This is a genomic window from Microscilla marina ATCC 23134 (assembly GCF_000169175.1).
Taxonomy (GTDB): Bacteria; Bacteroidota; Bacteroidia; order Cytophagales; family Microscillaceae; genus Microscilla; species Microscilla marina.
This window is the reverse complement of record NZ_AAWS01000008.1, coordinates 139,218-159,994: the sequence shown is the minus strand read 5'-3', so window position 1 is coordinate 159,994 and position 20,777 is coordinate 139,218. Positions and strand designations below refer to the sequence as shown.

The window sequence follows — 20,777 nt, the reverse complement described above, 5'->3', positions numbered from 1 at the left end:
AATTTTTGATAACTTGAGCAAACACTTCCAATACTGTTTTTCCTTAGCTGTATTGTCAAAAAAATTATTTGATTGTACTATAATTATTTCAAAAAAACGATCAATACATTGTTACAAGCCACTGCTTAAGGGCTTATAACAATGTATCATTTACCATTTATTTCTTATTTTTTTGATCGTTTTTTTATGAAATACCCCAATTATATTATAGCCTTTGCCTGTTTATGCTTACTGGCGTCTTGCACCAAAACAGAATCAACCACAGACCCTCAGAGTAATACTTCGGACACAGAGGTATTGGCAAAAACATTGAATTTGCCTTCCGAGCCATACAATTACTCCAACATTACTCTCCCAAACCATTTTCAGGTACGCCCTGTGCAAGATGCCAATAACACCCCTAGTACCAACCCAGTAACTGACCTGGGCTCTACCCTGGGGCGGGTATTGTTTTACGACAAAAACCTGTCGGCTAATAATACCATTGCCTGTGGGTCTTGTCATTTGCAAAGCAAAAGTTTTACCGACCCAGCCCAGTTTAGCGATGGCTTCGAAGGAGGTAAAACCGGGCGACACTCAATGAGCCTTGCCAATGCATTGTTTTATGAAAATGGCAAGTTTTTCTGGGATGAGCGCGCCGCTACTTTAGAAGATCAGGTATTGATGCCTATTCAAGACCAAATAGAGATGGGAATGACCCTCGAAAACCTTGTACCCAAACTTCAGGCACTAGACTATTACAAAGTATTGTTTCGTCAAACTTATGGCGATACTACAGTCACTACCGAAAGAATTTCCAAATCGCTTGCCCAATTTATACGTTCGATGGTATCTTATCAATCGAAATACGATGAAGCACTCAATGGACAAAATGGGCCTACTAATCCAGGAGCCAACCTTACCGGACTTACCACTGAAGAAAACCTTGGCCGCCAGGTGTTTAGCGATCCTGCCAGAGGAGGTTGTGCCGGATGCCATAGTACCGATTTATTTATAGGTCGGGAAGCGCTCAACAATGGGCTGGATGCCACCACTACCGACAAAGGGTTGGCTGGAGTAACTGGGCTTGCTACCGATGAGGGTAAATTTAAAGTGCCATCGTTACGCAATGTAGCACTTACTGCTCCTTATATGCACGATGGACGTTTTACGACGCTTGAACAGGTCATAGAGCATTACAACAGTGGAGTAAAAGCACATCCGGCTTTAGACAACCGCTTGAAAGCACCAGGAACCAATCAGGCAAAAAAGTTAAACCTGACTGCAGCCGAAAAAACCGCTGTGATAGCTTTTCTCAATACCCTGACAGACAACACTTTTATCAATGATGAAAAGTTTGCTGACCCTTTTAAATAATAATCCGTTGAGCAAGTACTAAGTGATCTGGAAAAAATAAGATGTGCCAATTTAAGAAAATATATTGTTCTCAGACGATTCAAAAAAAACGGTGCATAGCCAAAGCTATGGAGCTTTTTTTTTGAGAAGAATGAGGGCAATAGATACACTTTAATGGCTCAAATTATTTATGAAAGATCACTAAAAAAAACATCAGGCAAGATAAGAGGGATGAGCCATTACCAATATCCTTTACCCAGTAAAACTGGTAATGGTTGGTATGGCTCTTTTTTATTACCCTTTTGAGAGGCTCAAATCTTTAGATACTGATGCATATCGGTGCTTCAAGCGACAAGTCTCAAGCGGGTCAAGAGTCAGTAGAGTAACTAACTGTAATCACCATCAATCCTATTTCAACTTTAAAAAACACTTGGCTGTTTATAAGACAGCCTCAAGCTTGTGGCTTGTCGCCTGTACCTTGAGGCTGTCGCTTAGAGTTTTACTATTTCTCTACATTTTCGCCTGCCATAATAAAAGACTCAGCCCGTTCTACCATTTCTTTTGAACCAATGTATAGTGGACAACGCTGGTGAAGTTCGGTAGGCTCTATCTCTAGGGTACGCTGTATACCATTTGACGACTTTCCTCCTGCCTGCTCTGCTATAAAAGCCAGTGCGTTGCACTCATACAACAAGCGGAGCTTGCCATTGGGAGCACTTTTGGTAGATGGATAAACATAAATGCCTCCCTTGAGCAAGTTGCGGTGAAAGTCTGCCACCAAAGAACCAATGTAACGTCCTTTGAACTTGTTCTTTTTACAATCACTGACATAATTTTTCACTGCTTGGCCAAAGTCTACGGCTGACCCTTCGTTGATAGAAAATATTTTGCCCTTGGTGGGAATCTTCATATCAGGGTGTGACAATAAGAACTCGCCCAATGAGGGCTCAAGAGTAAAGCCGTTGACCCCATGACCTGTGGTGTATACCAACATAGTAGACGAACCATAAAGTGTATAGCCAGCTCCTACCTGTTCGGTGCCTTTCTGGAAAATATCTGATTCCTGTACCGGCGAACCTACCGGAGACTGTCGTCGATAAATGGAAAAAATGGTGCCTATAGATACATTGACATCTATGTTAGAGGAACCATCTAATGGGTCCATTGCAATGACATATTTGCCATGCGGGTTTTGGGTATCAGTTATATTTTCATCCTCTTCCGAAATAATGGCGCAAACCTCTCCTCCGTTACTCAAAGATTTTATAAATAAATTATTGGCTATTACATCCAGCTTTTGTTGTTCTTCACCTTGTACATTCTGAGCCCCATGTTTACCCAATATATTGGTCAACCCGGCACGGTTTACCTCACGGTTTACTACTTTGGCTGCCACCGAAATATCCCTCAGTAGTTGCGACAGCTCCCCACTTGCATAAGTAAACTGCTCTTGTCGCTCCCTGATAAACCGACTAAGAGTAGTACCAATGGGTAAAGATAATTTTTCGCTCATTGCTTCATCATTTTTTGTATAAGACCATAGATATATCTAGTATTGAAACTTAATCGAAATTAAGTGTATGCGCTTTGTATACTTTCCCATCAATGGGAAGCCAGCAAACACAAGTAGCACACTCCTTCAACTTCTTGTATTTACTGAATAATTTGGTTGTTTATGAAAGTTTTCAAATTTGGTGGTGCATCAGTTAAAGATGCCCGGTCGGTAAAAAATATGCTGCATATATTAAAGCAACAGGCTGCCGACCAACGTTTGGTGATTGTTATTTCGGCGATGGGTAAAACAACCAATGCACTGGAACAACTTTTTAGTCTTCACTGGGAGCAGCAAGACTATCAGGCAACGCTTGAAAACATCAGACAATACCATTGGGACATTGCCCAAAATTTATTTACAGATCGCAAAGATAGTATTTTTTCGTTGCTCGAAAACCTGTTCGCAGAATTAAAGCAGCAATTAAGCAGCGTTAGCCACCACACGGTGTCGTATGATGAAGCCTATGACCAGGTAATTTCTTATGGTGAAATTATTTCTACCCAACTGATTAGCAAGTACTTGCAACAAGAAGGGCTCGCCTGCCAATGGTTGGACGCCCGCCAGGTATTGTATACCGATGCCAAGTGGCGTGATGCACAAATAGATTGGGAAATTACTGAATCACAAATTAGACAAAAGGTGTTGCCTATGCTTGCTCAGGGGCAGGTGATCACCCAAGGGTTTATAGCTGGTACAGTAGGCAATAAAACCACTACATTGGGGCGCGAAGGGTCTGATTTTACCGGGGCTATTTTTGCTACCAGCCTGCAAGCCACCTCACTTACTATCTGGAAAGACGTGAATGGAATATTGAACGCAGATCCTAAAATAGTAGCCAATGCTCAAAAATATGCTTATTTATCGTATTGGGAAGCAGCCGAAATGACCCAGTACGGAGCAAAGGTGATTCACCCCAAGACCATCATTCCTTTAATGAAAAAAGACATTCCCTTGTATGTCAGGTCGTTCGTTTATCCTAAGCAAACAGGTACTTGCATAAGCCATACTGAGGTAGAAAAAATGATTCCGGCCATTATATTTAAAGAAAACCAAACCTTGATTAAGCTGAAAGTAAAAGGGGCAAATTTTATGACCAATCAACGTTTAATTGAGGTGCTGCAAGGCTTGCAGGCTTTTCATATAGAGGGGCATTTTATCCATAAATCGGCGCTGGGATGTGAAATATGTGTGAGTGGTCGCCCTCATCGTACCAAAAAATTTATTGCAGTTTTTGATCAACAGTACCACATCAGTACTCATACTGATTTACAATTGGTCACTATCAAAAATTATGACCTTGCCACTATCAAGTCATCTACCCAGGGCTGGACAGTACTTTTGGAAGAACGTAATGGCAATGTGTACCAGGCAGTGGTAGAGGCACAACTTAATGGAAACAAATGAAAGAAATTACTCCTTTTCTCAAAGAAATATTTGACTTGCTGAGCCGGGGCAACTTTATCAGCGCCAACAGCAAGGTATACCGCCATCGACAGTTGTTTAATCAAATAGAAGAGCACTTTGAAGAGATATTTGATTATTTTGGTGCCATTGGTTTTACTCTTGAGGCAGGAAATAACTATTACTATTTTTCGAAGGAAGAAGCTAACTATATACTAGAGCGTAAAATAGAAACTTTTTATAAGTACATTGATATTTTAGCCTTCTTTGCCGATTTTGACAATAGTTTTGGTGAGGGTTACCAGTTTAGCATGACCGACATTGAGCAAAAAAGTAAGGTAGATACCAACCTACAACAACAATTATTTGAAGTAACCCGTGACATTTCTGAAAACTCAAGTTATTATGAAAGAGTAAGCCATCTCGTGCGCAAAATGACCAAAGAGGGCTTTTTTGAATGCGAAGACGAAGAACGTCGCGACTATAGGGTGTTGTCGGCATACAACTATTTACAAAACATTGTCAAGAGTATTGACATCGACTATGAGGAGGAAGAAGAAGAGGTATAAAGTTGGGCGTTTTTTTATAAAACATAATGGTTCAAAGCCACACATTGGTATCATTCTCTTTTTTTAGACAACGATCCATTTGCATAGCGCAAATGGATTTTTTATTTTGATAAAAACAATATTCAAAAAACATTCGTCTAAAAATTCATGAGAAACCATGTAAATCGACAAAACATCTCGCTGTACACCTCATTTTTTGTAAGTAGCCTTTTACTCTTTTTTTACACTTCGGGTATTGCTCAGGCAAAGGTAAAAACAAGCGATAAAGTAGCAGCTTCTGCCAAAAAACGAATTATTGGATTCAAAGCCAGCCGAAAATACTCGGTAAAACAATTAAAAACCGATTTCGACATCTTGTTCAATGCTTTTAAAGAAGCGCATCCAGGATTTTATTGGTATACCAGCAAAGCCGCATTTACAAAAAAATATGATAGCCTCAAAAAACACATTACTCACCCCATGACCGAGTTAGAGTTTTACCGTTTGGTGCGCCCTCTGGCTGTACAAATCAACTGTGGGCATACTCAACTATATACCTCAGTCAAATTTAGAAATCACTTCCGTAAAAAAATCAACTACTTTCCGTTGCATCTTAAGTTTATCGATGGCAAAGCCTACATTCATAAAAACCATAGCCAGGACTCTACCGTACGGTTAGGACTACAGGTAGCACATATCAACGGACAACCTATACATAAAGTCATCAATAAACTCTTTAGTTATACTCCCTCCGATGGATTTAATACTACTTACAAATACCGGATTCTCGATCAGGATTTTCCCTTGCTATATCCTTATTATATCAACGCCAAGGTAGATACGTTCAGCATCCAGTGTGTTGAAACCCAAAGCAAACAACTTGTCCACTATCAGCTTGCCTCTATCTCCCGTAAAGCGTACCGAAAATCGGTACGTAAGCAGAGACAAAGCGAAGCACCTGCCCTTCAGTTCAAAATGATAGGTGGTCAAGACGATGAAAGCGCAGACAATACCCGCCCAGCTACCGATCATCCTCTCAAACGCGCCAGAGTAGCCGTACTCAAAATCAAATCTTTTCAGAACAATACCCTGCGTAAGCAAGGTTTTAGTTTTAGCCAATACATACGCAACGTCTTTCGCACCATCCGCAAAAAAAGGGTCAGACACTTGATACTAGATTTACGCGAAAATAGCGGGGGAACAGTTCGGAATGGTATTTTACTTTACTCATACCTTACAAAACGCAGGTTTAAATATTTCCACTACGAGAAAGTAGCTACTAATCGTCCTTTCTCTTTTATGCGATATGTTAACTCTTACCGAAGTCGTATGGTCAACAATAAACTATTGGTAAAAACCGACTCAGGGTATTATGTTTCCAATAAGCTACACTACAACCTCAAAACCCACAAGCCCAGCAAATACAACTACAAGCGTACCCTGTATATATTAATTAATGGGCGTAGCTTTTCGGCCACTACACAGTTTGCATCTTTGGTGCATGCCAATAAACGAGGGGTTTTTATAGGAGAAGAAACAGGTGGAGGTTACAAGGGGTGTACTGCGGGGCGTATCTGCTATGTAAACCTGCCTCATACCAAAATGCGTCTTAAAATTCCTTTGATTAAATACAGCAACGCCATTGCGTCGGATTATAAAACTGAGGGACATGGAATTATGCCAGACTATGAATTACAGCCTAAAATAGGTGATATATTGAAAGGGGTAGATACTGAAATGGAATATGTACTGGAAATGATAAGAAAAAAAGAGGAAGAGTGATCACTTTTTCCTGCACTTTAACGGCAAATTATTTATCTCAATGTCGTGGTTGTTTACCTTGAGCAGAGGTATATAGTTTCTCAGGCGCAGGTACATAACCTTCGTTATTTAGCAAGCCTTCGGCTTGATCGTTTCGTTGCAAAAACAAGCGGTCTACTTCTAAAGGAGCTTCTTCGTTTTGTGCTTCATCTGTTTCAAGCGGTATGGTAGTCTCCTCGGTGTCTGATTGGTTCAACTCAACCAAGGGCGTAGTTTGTTCTTGATGATTGTTTAATAACGCTTCGTTTCTGGCTTTTTGCTCAGCTTCGTATTTTTTTTTATAAAAATTAAGGCGGCTTTGAAACTCTTCGGCACTAATGGTGTCGCGATGTGCCTGTACTTTGCTGGATCGCGTTCCAAATTTAAAGTTTTTATATTCCATGATAAGTATTTTTTTTGTGGTTTTACTATTTTAATAAGCACAATCTTTAACGCCTGTAATGTATTCACTGACTCTTTTTTATAAATTAACTTTTGGTAAGAAAAAGTGAGGATTATTCAAATCCCGAATATTATCAACAAAATCACGCAAAGGTTATTCAAATACTTTTGAAAAGAAATTGGCAACAAAAATGTTAAACAAATGCTTTACAACATCAAGCATTGCTTAATACTTGCAGTACAAGTACAAACTCATCCATACAAAAAATTGATTAAAATGCGTGAAGCTCTGGTCATAGTTATTTTAGTATTGTTGGCTACTAACACCAGCGTTCAGGCACAATCAATGTCCCCCGATAGCTTACAAAAAGAGTATTTAAGCTTAAAAGCCGACACCCAAAAAGTCCGGTTTTTATTGAAGGTAGCCTCCGCCTACGAAACCCACAAACAACACTACAAGGCAGACTCGGTTCTGGGAGAAATGCTGGAAATAGCCCACGACGAACAATTATCGAAGTACGAAATATTGGCATTGTTAAAAAAAGGTAAGTTTTGGCAAGAACGCAGCAACTATAAAAAATCGTTAAAATATTACCATCAGGCGCTAGACAAAATGAAAACTACCTCCTATCCTTTGATCAAAGCAAAAGCTTTTCAATCATTGGGTTCATTGTTTGCGGAGCAAGGCAAACTTGAAGAGTCGGAAACTTATTACCAAAAGGCGCTGGATATTTATGACTCTACCCAAAACCTCAAGGGTATTGCACAATCATACATAAGCCTGGGGCGGATGTTTAAGGGAAGGCAACAGTTCGGCAAAGCCTTACAGTATTACGACAAGGCAATCAAGGCATTTGAGCAGCAGAATGACCCAATGACCCTTGCCCTTATTTATCGACGAAAGGGGGTCATTTATCGCATGCTCAAGAAATATAAGCAATCCGAAGTTTTTTATAACAAAGCCCTGAAAATATACAAAGCCCAAAAATCGGAAAGAGGAGTGGCCAGTACCTTATATAACCTGGGCTTATTGTACGCCTACCAAAAAAAATACCCCAAGGCTATAGAGTTTTCTTTACAATCGCTCAAGCTCAAACAAAAAGTAGGTACACAACGGCAAATTGCCAATAGTTTTACCAACCTGGGAGAGCTCTTTGTCCGTTCGGGAGACCTGAACCGAGCAGACACAATGCTCAAAAATGCCCTAAACATTACCCAAAAACAAGGGATGAACGATTTGGTCATGTATAATTACCAAAGCCTGGCTTTGCTCGATTCGGCCAGGGGCAACATGATGGGTGCCTGGAACTACCTGAGAAAGTATCAAAAAGTAAATGCCAAATTATACGATCAGCGAGGCAAGAAATTACTTACTAAGATGCGGGCAAAGTATGACACCGAACGCAAAGAAAATGAAAACGAATTGCTGAAGCAGGAAAAGGCGATGCAGTTGCAAAAGCTCAAAACCCAGTATTTATGGCTGATTATTATCAGCGGTGGTTTTTTTGCGATGGTACTGCTTGCCGTAGTATTGTATAGGTATTATCGTTCAAAACAAAAAGCCAACTTACACCTAAGCAAACTCAACCAAGAGTTACACCAACAACAGGAAGAAATCATTAGCCAACGTGACTTTATAGAAAACCAAAATAAATCTTTGTCAGAAAAAAACACCATGATCACACAAAGCATCAAGGCAGCTAAGAACATACAAGATGCTACGCTTCCTTTTGCCTCAAGGGTAGATGCTTTTCTTCAAGAGTATTTTTGTATTTATCAGCCTAAAGACATTGTGTCAGGAGACTTTTACTGGATTGAGAGAATTGACAAACGCATATTTGTGGTAGCAGTAGATTGTACTGGGCACGGGGTACCAGGAGCATTTATGAGTATGATCACCAACACTTTGCTCGACCATATTGTGAAAGTTCAACGAATCATGCAGCCCAAAGAAATTCTAAGCGAGCTAAATGTGAAGTTTGGCTATGCACTCAAAAAACAAGAAAGCAATACCAATAGCGGTATGGATGTGGGTATGTGTATGTTTAACTCTACAGACAACGCTCAAGTCACGAATGTAGCTTTTTCGGGTGCGCGTCGTCCTTTGTATTATATCACTCCCAAAAGCAATGAGTTGATCGAGGTAAGAGGAACCCGACGATCTATAGGCAGCAAAAGGCGTGAAGATTTGAACTTTGAAGGTCACCAACTACAATTGCCCCAAGGTAGTATGTTGTATTTATCGTCAGATGGTTATGCTGACCAAAACGATGCACAGCGTCGAAAAATAGGGACAGCATACCTCAAACAACTATTACTTGACATTTCACCATTGTCAGTCGCCAGACAAAAAAAGGCATTATTAGATCATCTGGAAAATCACATGAAAAATACTGAGCAAAGAGATGATATTTTATTGTTGGGCGTTAGATTATAAATACAGTTTTTTGCTAAGCCTCGCCAAAACTTACATGAAAACCGTTTGCTTTTTTTACGGCTAAATACTACCTTATAGCATTTTACTTGTCTTAGTATCACAAATTTATTATAAATCACTTAGATTTGTTTGAAAAATTAATCCAATTGGGTTACTCAAATTTTTAGGTATAACAATTGTTAAGTGATAGTATTACTGTGAACCAAAATAACACATCAATGCGCAAACCTTTCTACTATTTGTTTTTTATTTGCCTGTTAGGAGCATCAGGAACATGGGCGCAAACTGCAGAGGAGTATTTTGACAGCGGCAATCAAAAGCTAATGAAAGAAGATTACGACGGGGCAGTGAATGACTATAACAACGCTATAGCTCAAAAAACCAATGTTGCTGCATTTTTTGCCAATCGTGCCATCGCTAAATACCGCTTGGGTCGTTACCTTGAGTCAGTGCAGGATTGTGACATTGCGCTAAGACTAGAACCCAACCAATCGAAGGTTTATAATAACCGGGGGCTCGCAAACTTTGGGCTAAAACGCTACAAAGAAGCAGTGAGTGACTATACCAAAGCCACCGCTTTAGAGCCTACTTTTGCCAAAGCCTACAATAACCGAGCGTTTACTTACCTTACCATGAGGGTTTTTCAGAGCGCTATAGATGATTATGACAAGTCTATTGGGCTAAAAATGGCAGATGCTGCTTCATATAATAATCGTGGGTGGGCCAAGGCCAAGCTAAAAAGGTTTACCGAAGCCGAACAAGACTACAACAAGGCCATTGCTATGGATCCAGAGTACGCCATGGCATACAACAACCGAGGCTATGTAAGAGCTAAGTTGGGCGACTACACCAACTCGGTACGCGATTACTCAAAATCTATTATTCTAAACCCTCGCTTTTCTGATGCTTACCTATGGCGAGGCATTACCCACTATCGTTTTGGCAACCAAGAGCAAGCCTGTAAAGACTGGACAAGTGCGTTGCGTCTAAAAAACCAAAAAGCACAACGGTGGTTAGATGATTTTTGTACTGGTGATGGTCCTGCCAAGACTGCTGATGAGTACTTTGCCGATGGTGACAAAGCTTTATTGAACGAAAAGTGGCAAGAAGCCATTAGTGCTTATACCAAATGTGTGCACCTAAAATCTGACCATTACATGGCGTATGGGCACCGGGGTAGAGCCAACCGTAAGGCGGGCAACCTTGATCAAGCAATTGCTGATTTTAGCAAGGCTATAAAAATTAACCCTGAGTATGACTGGGCGTATGCCAGCCGGGGCTACGCCAAAGTGGTAGCCAAAAAATATACAGAAGCTTTGCTTGACTTTGATAAGGCCATTGCCTTAAAGCCTTCTTATCGGTGGGCATATGCACACCGCGCTCGTACCAAGTACTACCTGGGGCGTTATAAAAATGCCATAGAAGATTATAACAATGCCTTGAAGATAGATCCAAACGATGGGTGGTCTTATCGTAATCGTGCCCTGGCACGCTACGAGTTAGGCGACGCAGTAGGTACTTGTGCAGATTTGAAGAAAGCCAAAGAATTGGGTGATTATAAGGCAGAAGGTTTGATACAGGAGTATTGTAAAACAAGGGGCAGCAACAACCAACGTACTACCGATACCACCCGAAATTATAATACGGGCTTATCGTCGAGCAATGCTGAAGCAATTCAGTTTTATAAGTTAGGTAATGAGAGATTAGACAACGAGGCTTTTTATGATGCCATTACCCGCTATACCCAAGCTATTTGGGCAGACGCCCGCTTTAAAGAAGCTTATATGGACAGGGGGCACGCAAAAATACGCTTGAAAGACTATAGAAGCGCAATCAAAGACTTTGACAACGCCCTATTGCTGGATATAAACTATTCGGAAGCTTATTATTTGCGAGGCAAGTCTAAGTGGTTGCTCAAGGACAATGAAGGGGCAAAAGCTGATTGGCTCAGGGCTAAAGCGTTGGGCAATACCAATGCAAAAAATATGTTACTCCTTAACTTTAGCATTGGAGAAGACCAGAAAAAATAAAAACAAGTAATTAGTCTATTTTACCTATATACGGTCTACCGACTCTGGACTAATTCTAAAAGCTCTAATGGCTCCTGACTACGGTCTACCGACTCTGGACTAATTCTACCCAAGCCACCTCTGAACACAGGGGTGGCTTTATTTTATAATGCCCCAAACACTTTGGGAAATAGAATAATCTTGGCAACTTGCGGCATAAATTTATGTATATGCAAGACACTGAAAATACTCCAGAATCAAACAACCAACAAGCCAGTAACTCCCCTCCTTTTCCAACAAAACAAGTAAACGATCAAGAAGCCAGCTTTTATACCGCACAGTTTGGGCTGCTTTGCCTAAGTTCATTTTTGTTTTTTTCCAGTTTTTCAATGATTTTGGCAGAATTACCCTCTTTCCTTACCTCACTGGGGGGCAAAGAATACAAGGGGCTTATCATTGCCTTATTTACTTTGGCAGCAGGTTTATCACGACCGTTTAGCGGTAAACTCACCGATACTGTAGGGCGCATTCCTATCATTGTATTTGGTGCAGTGGTTTGTTTTCTTACAGGCTTTTTATACCCTCTGTTGCTTACTGTAGGTGGTTTTTTGTTTATTCGGTTTGTTCACGGTTTGTCTACTGGATTTACGCCCACCGGTACTGCAGCCTATGTAGCCGATGTAGTGCCCATACGCAAAAGAGGCGAAGCCATGGGTATTTTTGGTTTGACCAATAATATTGGCACTGCTATAGGCCCTGCTTTTGGTAGTTATATTGCCTTGCATTACCCTATTCAATATATGTTTTATTGTTCTTCAGGGTTTGCTATTTTATCCATTCTTATTTTGATCAAACTCAAAGAAACCCTGCCCCAAAAGCAACGCCAACCATTTAGGTGGAGTTTGTTGAAGATAAACCCCAGAGATATTATAGAGTTGAGGGTGGTTGCTCCTTCTGTAACTTTGCTATTATCTGTGTTTTCATTTGGTATTATTCTCACCATTATACCTGATTTTAGCGATCACCTCGGCATTAAAAACAAGGGTTTATTCTTTACAGTATTTACCTTAAGTTCGTTGGGTATCAGATTTGTTGCGGGCAAGATATCCGATCGTTTTGGCAGGGTGTCAGTGATTAAAGTAGGCGCTATTATCCAATTAATCTCTATGGTTATCATTGGAATGGCTACCACCCCACTGATGTTGATGATGGGTGCGGTATTTTTTGGCATAGCGGTGGGTATTATGTCCCCTACGGCTTTCGCCTGGACCATTGACTTGAGCCATGATAATGCCAGAGGGAGGGCTTTGGCTACTTTGTATATTGCCCTGGAAGCAGGCATTGGTATAGGGGCTCTTGTATCGGCTTGGGTGTTTGCCAATAATCCAGCGAACTTTCCATGGACATTTTGGTTAGGAGGGTTTTCGGCACTAGCCGCATTTTTGTACTTGCAGTTTGGAGTAAAACAAGAGCACATGACCTAAATAAACCCTGCGTTACTGTAGCAATACTCCGCAGTGATTTTAGTCAAAGTTGTTTGCTGGTGATCAGTCATTGATGAATTTAAAAGCTATTTAATTGGGTGTTTAGGCATAAAACCGAAACACTTTTAAAAATAAAGTGAGTATACAATCTTAAAACACTGGTTTACAGCATTTAACAAGGTGAACATTTACTCGAATCAGCTATGGACTATTGTGTAGACATTGATCAAATAAATAAGCAACACCAACACTCACAAACCATTTTGATATGAAAGAAACCATCAGAACTTTATTTTCACGCAAACACGAGGTAGTCATTCCCAAACAAGGGGTATTTTTGGCAGGGCCTACTCCGCCCAATGGTTCCATGACTACTGGCTGGAGGCGGGCGGTTATAAATGCACTCAAGGCAGATGAAAGGTTGCACCCTGGAATGATGGTAGTATCGCCCGAACCTGAAACAGGTAATTGGGCAGACATTGACAATGCCCACCCGGCAAACCAGACGGAGGCCATTCAAGACAAGCAAATACCTTGGGAGTGGCAATACCTGAACCTATGCGATATTACAGCTTTTTGGTTACCTACTTATTGGACCAAGGAAAAAGCAGGTGTGTTTGCTCCAAACATAGGGCCTACCAGTCGTTGGGAGTATGGTTATTTTTTACAGGAATATATCAAAAACCCTGATAAGCGACGCTTTATTGTAGGGGGCCCCGAAGACGCTGACAGCATAAAATGGGCAAAAAAAATGGCAGATGTCAACGGGGTACCCTGGCATACACTTAAGGCTGAGAACAAATCTAAGTTAGTAGCCGATTCATTTGTAAAAGCAATTGCCGATGCTTTGGTAGATGGACAATGGGGGTATTGACCACGTGAAAATGGACTTATCAAACGAAGTATTACTAATCCCCGAAAAGGCAGACAAAGAACGGGATGCTTTGGCGTTGGTATGGCAACAGTACGGAGGCAAAGTAATGCACGTTGGCAAGTTTTGGCAAGCTCCCAACACTGGCAATGCCCGCGTTAGCATTTACGGTAACGATACTTTTGCTTTGGTATTGGCTCAAGTCTTGGGGCGTGCTTTACTATCGCCACAAGACGAACTCGTTGCTCAACTGCCTTATCGATGGGGCAAACGGAAGTTGGACTTAATAGTCGCGGAATATTTTGCGATAGACCAGTTGCCAGTATTTGTAAAGTCGGTTAAACCAAAACTACTGACTGCTAAAGTAGTACGACTGGAAGACGAAGTAGAAGCAATACAAGCATTAGGCAACGAAACTTTGATTTGCTCGGAGGTGATTGACGACCTGGTGGCAGAAGTACGCTCTTTTGTGCTTGGCAAACAAATACAAGACCTGGCTTTGTATGAAGGCAGCACTGACCTTAAGACTGCCCAGCAGTTTATCCACCATTTTTTACACTCTGCTGAGGCTGCCGCTCTCCCCCACTCATTTGTGCTAGACATAGGCTACAGTAAAACAAGAGGCTGGTGCATTATAGAGTTTAATTCTTGTTGGGGTGCAGGACTCAACCACTGCCGCCCCGAAAAAGTGCTTGCTTCCATTCGAGCAGCTACGATATAGGAATGTTTGATCGGAATTAGTTTTATAACCCTTAATTATGTTAAGTAATAAAAATTGCATTCAATGATAAAAACCGAAACTATCACTTATCACGACGCTCAAGGCAACGCTTTTGAGGGAACCATTAATTGGGATGATGCTACTCAGCAAAAACGCCCTGGAATATTGGTGGTGCATACTTTTAAAGGACAAGGCGAGTTTGACAACCAAAAAGCGGTAGCACTGGCCAGTATGGGGTATGTAGGTTTTGCCATAGATTTATACGGCAAAGGCAGGCGTGCCTCAGTCAAGGAAGAAGCACAAGCTTTGATGGATGAACTAAATAATGACCGTCCATTGCTACTGCAACGCATGGAGTTGGCGTTGGATGTGCTCAAAAAACATGCTTTGACAGATACCGGGCAATTAGGAGCCGTTGGGTTTTGCTTTGGTGGCAAAGCAGTACTTGACCTGGCACGTTCGGGGGCTCATCTTCAGGGAGTAGTGAGCTTTCATGGAGTATATGATGCTCCCGTTATGTCTCACCCTACCCCTATCAAAGCGGCAGTGTTGGTACTACACGGTTGGGAAGACCCACTGGCTACTCCTGAACAAACGGTGGCCTTGGCACACGAACTGACTGAACGCAAAGCAGACTGGCAAATTTTAGCTTTTGGCCATACCGGACACGCTTTTACCAACCCTAGCGCCAATCAACCAGGAATGTTTTACCAACCCGATACCGATCGGAGAGCTTGGCAGGCCATGAAACAGCTCTTTGAAGAAAAGTTTCATTGATGAGAGAAGGAACTGCCTCAGGCTAAATGTTTATGCATTTTATGGGGTGGTTCCCTGTTTTCTTTATTTTTTGGTCAAATGCTTTGCAAAGATCACACGCTGGAAATAAAGTAAATATCAACGAACTAATACAGATAACTGCCCCCAAATAGCTCTATGTCACACCAGTTGGTTTACCCGGTAAGCAGAGGGCGAAACTCCGTATTTTTGTTTGAATAACTTAGAAAAATGGGCAACATCGTTGAACCCACAATCCAGGGTAATTTGTGTAATACTCAGGTTTGAGGCAGTGAGCAGTTCCTGAGAACGCAACAGTTTTTGATGGCGTAAATAGCTGGCAGGACTGTCTTGGTACACTTTTTTGAACATTCGCTTAAGCGATGATTCACTCAAACTGGCAAGTTGGGCAAGCTCTTGCAGGGTAATATTGGTATACAAATTTGCTGCTACCAACTCTTGAAATGTAAAACTGGTGGGCACAAACAAGTTTGACAAGACAGCGCGTACCTCTGGTGCGTGTTGGGTAGCACTCAATACGGTCACCAGTTCTTTTAGCTTAAGTGCCATTAGTTCCTGGTTTGCCTCATCAAAGTTTTCAAAACAGGCAGCAATGCTCCCCATATACCGCTCAATACCAGTACCAGATGGTAGTTTGGCCATACTTTGCTTGTTTAGGTGAGGAGGAGTTGTCAAACAATCGGGTAAAGTATACTCATATACTTTGTTGAGCACCTCAGGATAAAAATGAACTGCTATAGCCTGGTATTCTGTGTGTGGAGACTCCCCCAAAAACCTGCCTGTATAGTGACCACACTTCATCAATACTGCTTCTTTTTCTTCAGCTTTTACTACAACATCTGGTGCAAAAGCGTGGCAAGCCCCCCGTGTAATGTATAAAAAACAAGCCTTTTTATACAGGGTCAATTTCTTTTTAAAAGGGGCACGCAAAGTAGCACGTTCAAAAACTGATTTACCAAATAAGTCCAGGGTTTCATGCTCTAGTATCATCATTCATTCGTGTTTTCATTAGTTTTTCTAAATAAGTGTAATATACAACTATTTTTATTTAGTCAACGATTACCAAGCTTATTCACTCCTGTTTTATTGCTTTTCACTCTTTCCTTCTGCCTCCCTTACATCCATTTATTTTACGATTTATCACGATCCCTTTGGACACTAGAGTATCGGGGTTTAACTTTGTTGGCAGTACTCTATTTTTTATTTTAAACAACAAACTCAGGCCACAATGTATGTGCCTTGTACTTTGTAGCCTATACTCGTAAGTTTCTTTATGAATACAGTAGAACAATATAACTTTGCCGGAAAAAAAGCACTTGTAAGGGTTGATTTTAACGTACCTCTCAATGACCAATTTGAGATAACTGATGACACCCGAATAAAAGCGGCAATGCCTACTTTGCAAAAAATATTAAAAGATGGGGGTAGCCTTATCCTGATGTCACACCTGGGCAGACCCAAAGATGGGTACAATGAAAAGTTTTCGCTGAAACACCTGGTAAAACCTTTGAGCGATCGTTTGGCATTAACTGTAAAGTTTGCGGCTGACTGCATAGGCAATGAAGCTGAAACACTGGCAACAGGATTGCAAGGGGGCGAAGTGTTATTGTTAGAAAACCTCCGATTTCACAAAGAAGAGAAAAAAGGAGACGAGGCTTTTGCCCAAAAACTTGCCAAACTAGGCGATGTTTATGTAAATGATGCCTTTGGTACTGCCCACCGTGCCCACGCCTCTACCGCAGTAATTGCCCAGTACTTTGACGAAAAAGTAAGTGGCTATGTAATGCAGGCAGAGCTTGACAACGCCCAAAAAGTGTTAGAAAAAGCTGAAAAACCCTTCACCGCAATTATGGGAGGTGCCAAAATCTCAGATAAAATTTTGGTAATTGAGCAATTGCTTGACAAGGTAGACAATTTGTTGATTGGTGGGGCAATGGCCTATACATTTTTTAAGGCACAAGGCGGCAGCATTGGTAAATCGTTGGTAGAAGAGGATAAACTGGAACTTGCCAAGGAACTGATAAACAAAGCCAGGGATAAAGGGGTTAATCTATTGTTACCCGAAGACTCGGTCATTGCAGACGACTTTAAAAATGATGCAAACCGAGAGTCTGCCGATAACATGGCGATCAAAGAGGGTTATATGGGGCTGGATATTGGAGAAAAAGCTTCGGCTAAATTTTCTGAAACCATCCAAAACTCTAAAACTATATTATGGAATGGCCCTATGGGGGTTTTTGAAATGCCCAACTTTGCCAATGGAACCATTGCAGTAGCCAAGGCAGTAGTAGAGGCAACTCAAAACGGGGGATTTTCTTTGATAGGTGGTGGCGACTCTGCCGCTGCAGTAAACAATCTTGGTTTTGGCGAGGAGGTTTCTTATGTGTCTACTGGAGGAGGAGCATTGCTTGAATACATGGAAGGCAAAACTCTGCCTGGTGTAAAGGCATTGGAAGGCTAAAAATACATTTTTGGGCATTGAAAACGCTTGAACGATGCCCAAAATTTTGAAAAAAATAAGTTCTTAAATTATTAATTATGGATAAAATATTAGGATGGTTGCTATTGCCTTTTTTTGCTATTTCGTTTCTGGGTTCACTAGTGGTGTTTGAAGTCATCCAGCGAATTGCTTACTTTGGATTTGGCTACAAAGCACACAAAAATACGGTAGATATACTACAGCTATGTATTATGAACTCGCTCAGACTGGGAGGCACCCGTTTCAAAACCTTGCGCTCTGCTCAGAAAGTACCCACCGACCGCCCCATCATCATTATATCAAATCACCAAAGTATGTTTGACATTCCGTCGATCATCTGGCTATTTCGAAAAAATCACGCCAAGTTTGTGGCCAAAAAAGAACTGGGTAAAGGCATTCCCAGCATTTCGTTTAATCTAAAACACGGTGGTTCGGTATTGATAGATCGCAAAGACCGCGAACAAGCCACCCAAGCTATAGAAAACCTGGGGAAATATATAGAAGAGCACAATAGGGCAGCTTGTATATTTCCTGAAGGCACCCGTTCTCGTGATGGAATGCTTAAACCATTTAAAACTACGGGCATCAAAACTTTGCTACAACACTCTCCTTCGGCTTTGGTAATACCTGTAGCCATTTCGGGTTCCTGGGAGTTGCTCAAGTACAAACTCAAACCTATCCCTTTTGGAGTAAAATACAAAACGCAAATACTCCCTCCTATCGAGCCTGCCAACTATTCTGCCGATGAAATAGTACAAAAAGCAGAAGAGCAAATACGAATGGCTTTGGGGCAAGAAAACACTGAAATATAAAACAAACCCCACTAATAACTTTATTAGTGGGGTTTGTTTTTGTAGTTCGCTCTCGGTTCCCATGATTCCAATCATTTCTGGTTCAGGGCATTGAGCTGTTCTATAGTGTCTACCGTAAACCAGTTTTTGGGATAACTGTCTGAACAATACAATTGTTGTTGGGCAATAAGTTGCTGCCATACGGCATAAAAATCGGCTGTTTTCTCAGTCAATTGATTGATCTTATAAGGGTTGAGCATTTGAATGCCCGAACAGTAGGTTTTGGCCTTTTTCTGACGGTTTAGCTCGTATACACAGTTATTGGTATGGTGTATATAATCACCCTCTAAGCCCTCGATAGGCAACACTGGCACTACCATACAAGCCGGCTCGTTGTATTTATGGTACTCTTCTGACAGTAGGTCAAAATCAAGCTCTGTAATATTGTCTGCAGTAAGCACAAAAACAGGCTCGTTTAAATGAGCCATCATTGTGTTATAAATCCACCAGGCATTGCCTTTCCCCTCAGTGTTAAATACAGAATGTACCCCCTGCTCTATCACATGCTGGGCAAGCACTGCTCCCTTATAACCCACCGTAATATGTAAATAGTCAATGGCAGGGGTTACTTTTTTGATGCCTTCAGCTATCAGCGTAGACCCTTTGTAAGGCGCCATGGGCTTGGGTATTACGTTGGTGAGAGGTAGCATGCGGGTACCGCGTCCTGCTGCCATAATCAAGGCGTGTCGTATTTTTTTCATTAGTACAGGTTTTTATAACTACAAGTTTTTGACGGTGGTTCAGGGGTTTACACCTCCCCTGAACACACTCTATGACAACTCATTGTATCGTTTAGAAATACAATCACTGTCCAGATTTTAACCAAGCTCCTTCAAGCATTGTCAATGAAGTGTACTTAGTTTACCTCCTCTGCTGGTGGATTGTCTATAATCGCCAGAATTTCTTCTTCGGTCAGCTTTTCGGTATTGGCAGACGACAAACCTACTGATACTGGATTGGCAACTTTTTCGTTAAACGAAATTAAGTAATGAGTAATGCCATCATATTTTAGTTCACGGGTAAACGGCAGTTCAAGTTCACCTATCAGGTACTCATCTATACGTTCTCCAGGGCGCCCTTCTATTTTTTCGTACTTTCCACCTTTGTGTTTTACCCAGGTTTTCAGCATATCTTCCATTTGGGCTGCTTTCATCATCCGCGACAATACCTTGCCTTGGGTTTCGTCTATGTTGTTCAAGGCAGCAATTACCAAATTTACGGCTTCGTCAACAGTAAAAAAGAATCGCCTCATTTCGGGACCAGTGGTGCCCATTACTCCGGTTTCTTCATGCATTTTTTTCCAAATAGTCAGCACCGATCCTGTAGACCAAGCCACATTGCCATAACGTACACAAGTAAATTTAGTATCGGTTTTGCCGTTCATAGAACAATACACTCTTTCCATTACCGACTTGCTCATTCCATAAGTATTACGTACTGGAGGCGAAGCTTTGTCAGTAGAAATGCCCACCACTACTTCTACGTTTTGATCAATGGCCAGGCGCGCTACGTTTTGCGAACCCACCACATTGACATCAATACATTCCATAGGGTATTTTTCGGCAAGGTCTACAAACTTGGTAGCTGCCGCATGAATGACCACATGAGGTTTAAACTCTCTGAAGGTATCTCTGACCGATTCTATACTGGAAATATCCATTGGAGCAACTTCGCAACCCGTAAACTTTTTAGCCAATAGGTTTTGCTTATTGTTACGTCCAGTCAAAACCACCTTGTATTCATCTTTGAGCGCCAAAGCCAAGCGTTTGCCCAAAAAACCTGTACCTCCAGTAATTAATAGTGTTTTTTTCATAATTCTTTTTAAATAAGCCGTTCGGCAACCCTTTCAAAGTTGCTTAGGAATGGTGTAAAAATAAAGTTCTATAGTAACGCCAAAATATTTTGTTGGCAGGAGAGGCAGGGCAATATCCAGTGGATATTGAGCCAGCCCTGCGGGACGGCAAGTCTTTTTAACGAATTCTGTCAGCGAAAGATGACGTTAAAAATGTGAATTTATTTTGGTACTATTCCTTAGTACACTGTAACTTAAGTAAGTTGTCATTTAGTTCGAGTTTATTTTGTTTGCTGG

At 41.3% G+C, this 20,777-nt stretch carries 17 protein-coding genes; 12 read left to right on the top strand and 5 right to left on the bottom strand.

The genetic code is table 11. The features are described from left to right. Positions 1-141 precede the first annotated feature (141 nt). Entirely contained in the window at positions 142-1,356 is a 1,215-nt protein-coding gene (locus tag M23134_RS09050) for a cytochrome-c peroxidase (RefSeq protein ID WP_002695661.1), read from the top strand. Between the two features lie 481 nt (positions 1,357-1,837). On the opposite strand, the gene fbp is transcribed toward M23134_RS09050, so the two are convergent. Beyond that, positions 1,838-2,848 (bottom strand): class 1 fructose-bisphosphatase, encoded by a 1,011-nt coding sequence (gene fbp, locus M23134_RS09045; protein ID WP_002695657.1) that lies wholly within the window; start codon positions 2,846-2,848, stop codon positions 1,838-1,840. A gap of 162 nt (positions 2,849-3,010) precedes the next feature. On the opposite strand from fbp, the gene M23134_RS09040 reads away from it, so the two are divergent. From M23134_RS09040 to M23134_RS09030, 3 genes are all read left to right on the top strand, one after another. Next, entirely contained in the window at positions 3,011-4,294 is a 1,284-nt protein-coding gene (locus tag M23134_RS09040; RefSeq protein WP_002695654.1) for an aspartate kinase, read from the top strand. Continuing rightward, complete coding sequence (locus M23134_RS09035; protein WP_002695653.1) at positions 4,291-4,860, top strand: condensin complex protein MksE; 570 nt, start codon at positions 4,291-4,293, stop codon at positions 4,858-4,860. Before M23134_RS09040 ends, M23134_RS09035 begins: the two co-directional genes overlap by 4 nt. A 147-nt stretch (positions 4,861-5,007) precedes the next feature. Further along, positions 5,008-6,621, top strand: coding sequence for a S41 family peptidase (locus M23134_RS09030; protein WP_002695652.1), 1,614 nt, complete (start codon positions 5,008-5,010; stop codon positions 6,619-6,621). A gap of 37 nt (positions 6,622-6,658) precedes the next feature. Here the strand turns inward: M23134_RS09030 and M23134_RS09025 are convergent, their stop codons facing one another. Further along, on the bottom strand, positions 6,659-7,042 hold the full coding sequence (locus M23134_RS09025; protein WP_002695651.1) for a hypothetical protein: 384 nt from the start codon (positions 7,040-7,042) through the stop codon (positions 6,659-6,661). A gap of 276 nt (positions 7,043-7,318) precedes the next feature. On the opposite strand from M23134_RS09025, the gene M23134_RS09020 reads away from it, so the two are divergent. From M23134_RS09020 to M23134_RS08995, 6 genes are all read left to right on the top strand, one after another. Further along, positions 7,319-9,478, top strand: coding sequence for a tetratricopeptide repeat protein (locus M23134_RS09020; RefSeq protein WP_198144997.1), 2,160 nt, complete (start codon positions 7,319-7,321; stop codon positions 9,476-9,478). A 218-nt stretch (positions 9,479-9,696) separates the two neighbouring features. Continuing rightward, complete coding sequence (locus tag M23134_RS09015; protein WP_002695649.1) at positions 9,697-11,508, top strand: tetratricopeptide repeat protein; 1,812 nt, start codon at positions 9,697-9,699, stop codon at positions 11,506-11,508. Between the two features lie 203 nt (positions 11,509-11,711). After that, positions 11,712-12,971 (top strand): MFS transporter, encoded by a 1,260-nt coding sequence (locus tag M23134_RS09010; protein WP_002695648.1) that lies wholly within the window; start codon positions 11,712-11,714, stop codon positions 12,969-12,971. A gap of 268 nt (positions 12,972-13,239) precedes the next feature. Then, positions 13,240-13,845, top strand: coding sequence for a nucleoside 2-deoxyribosyltransferase domain-containing protein (locus tag M23134_RS09005; protein WP_002695647.1), 606 nt, complete (start codon positions 13,240-13,242; stop codon positions 13,843-13,845). A gap of 10 nt (positions 13,846-13,855) precedes the next feature. Then, entirely contained in the window at positions 13,856-14,563 is a 708-nt protein-coding gene (locus M23134_RS09000) for an ATP-grasp domain-containing protein (RefSeq protein WP_157558403.1), read from the top strand. Positions 14,564-14,626: 63 nt separating this feature from the next. Beyond that, positions 14,627-15,340, top strand: coding sequence for a dienelactone hydrolase family protein (locus M23134_RS08995; protein WP_002695645.1), 714 nt, complete (start codon positions 14,627-14,629; stop codon positions 15,338-15,340). A 159-nt stretch (positions 15,341-15,499) separates the two neighbouring features. Here the strand turns inward: M23134_RS08995 and M23134_RS08990 are convergent, their stop codons facing one another. Beyond that, positions 15,500-16,351 (bottom strand): helix-turn-helix domain-containing protein, encoded by an 852-nt coding sequence (locus M23134_RS08990; RefSeq protein WP_045113264.1) that lies wholly within the window; start codon positions 16,349-16,351, stop codon positions 15,500-15,502. A 280-nt stretch (positions 16,352-16,631) separates the two neighbouring features. On the opposite strand from M23134_RS08990, the gene M23134_RS08985 reads away from it, so the two are divergent. Together M23134_RS08985 and M23134_RS08980 are read left to right on the top strand one after the other, a co-directional pair. After that, the gene (locus M23134_RS08985) at positions 16,632-17,819 is read left to right on the top strand and encodes a phosphoglycerate kinase (protein ID WP_002695640.1); all 1,188 of its coding nucleotides are present in this window, start codon (positions 16,632-16,634) and stop codon (positions 17,817-17,819) included. Between the two features lie 77 nt (positions 17,820-17,896). Beyond that, entirely contained in the window at positions 17,897-18,649 is a 753-nt protein-coding gene (locus M23134_RS08980) for a lysophospholipid acyltransferase family protein (RefSeq protein WP_002695639.1), read from the top strand. A 71-nt stretch (positions 18,650-18,720) separates the two neighbouring features. Here M23134_RS08980 and M23134_RS08975 read toward each other — a convergent pair whose 3' ends face one another. Both M23134_RS08975 and M23134_RS08970 read right to left on the bottom strand, forming a co-directional pair. Next, entirely contained in the window at positions 18,721-19,389 is a 669-nt protein-coding gene (locus M23134_RS08975) for a nucleotidyltransferase family protein (RefSeq protein WP_002695637.1), read from the bottom strand. A gap of 155 nt (positions 19,390-19,544) precedes the next feature. Then, complete coding sequence (locus tag M23134_RS08970) at positions 19,545-20,501, bottom strand: UDP-N-acetylglucosamine 4,6-dehydratase (protein ID WP_002695635.1); 957 nt, start codon at positions 20,499-20,501, stop codon at positions 19,545-19,547. Positions 20,502-20,777 lie beyond the last annotated feature (276 nt).

Excerpts from the sequence above, each read along its gene's own strand:
- M23134_RS09050 (WP_002695661.1), top strand. The coding sequence starts at position 142 with ATGTATCATTTACCATTTATTTCTTATTTTTTTGATCGTTTTTTTATG.
- fbp (WP_002695657.1), bottom strand. The coding sequence starts at position 2,848 with ATGAGCGAAAAATTATCTTTACCCATTGGTACTACTCTTAGTCGGTTT.
- M23134_RS09040 (WP_002695654.1), top strand. The coding sequence starts at position 3,011 with ATGAAAGTTTTCAAATTTGGTGGTGCATCAGTTAAAGATGCCCGGTCG.
- M23134_RS09035 (WP_002695653.1), top strand. The coding sequence starts at position 4,291 with ATGAAAGAAATTACTCCTTTTCTCAAAGAAATATTTGACTTGCTGAGC.
- M23134_RS09030 (WP_002695652.1), top strand. The coding sequence starts at position 5,008 with ATGAGAAACCATGTAAATCGACAAAACATCTCGCTGTACACCTCATTT.
- M23134_RS09025 (WP_002695651.1), bottom strand. The coding sequence starts at position 7,042 with ATGGAATATAAAAACTTTAAATTTGGAACGCGATCCAGCAAAGTACAG.
- M23134_RS09020 (WP_198144997.1), top strand. The coding sequence starts at position 7,319 with ATGCGTGAAGCTCTGGTCATAGTTATTTTAGTATTGTTGGCTACTAAC.
- M23134_RS09015 (WP_002695649.1), top strand. The coding sequence starts at position 9,697 with ATGCGCAAACCTTTCTACTATTTGTTTTTTATTTGCCTGTTAGGAGCA.
- M23134_RS09010 (WP_002695648.1), top strand. The coding sequence starts at position 11,712 with ATGTATATGCAAGACACTGAAAATACTCCAGAATCAAACAACCAACAA.
- M23134_RS09005 (WP_002695647.1), top strand. The coding sequence starts at position 13,240 with ATGAAAGAAACCATCAGAACTTTATTTTCACGCAAACACGAGGTAGTC.
- M23134_RS09000 (WP_157558403.1), top strand. The coding sequence starts at position 13,856 with ATGGACTTATCAAACGAAGTATTACTAATCCCCGAAAAGGCAGACAAA.
- M23134_RS08995 (WP_002695645.1), top strand. The coding sequence starts at position 14,627 with ATGATAAAAACCGAAACTATCACTTATCACGACGCTCAAGGCAACGCT.
- M23134_RS08990 (WP_045113264.1), bottom strand. The coding sequence starts at position 16,351 with ATGATGATACTAGAGCATGAAACCCTGGACTTATTTGGTAAATCAGTT.
- M23134_RS08985 (WP_002695640.1), top strand. The coding sequence starts at position 16,632 with ATGAATACAGTAGAACAATATAACTTTGCCGGAAAAAAAGCACTTGTA.
- M23134_RS08980 (WP_002695639.1), top strand. The coding sequence starts at position 17,897 with ATGGATAAAATATTAGGATGGTTGCTATTGCCTTTTTTTGCTATTTCG.
- M23134_RS08975 (WP_002695637.1), bottom strand. The coding sequence starts at position 19,389 with ATGAAAAAAATACGACACGCCTTGATTATGGCAGCAGGACGCGGTACC.
- M23134_RS08970 (WP_002695635.1), bottom strand. The coding sequence starts at position 20,501 with ATGAAAAAAACACTATTAATTACTGGAGGTACAGGTTTTTTGGGCAAA.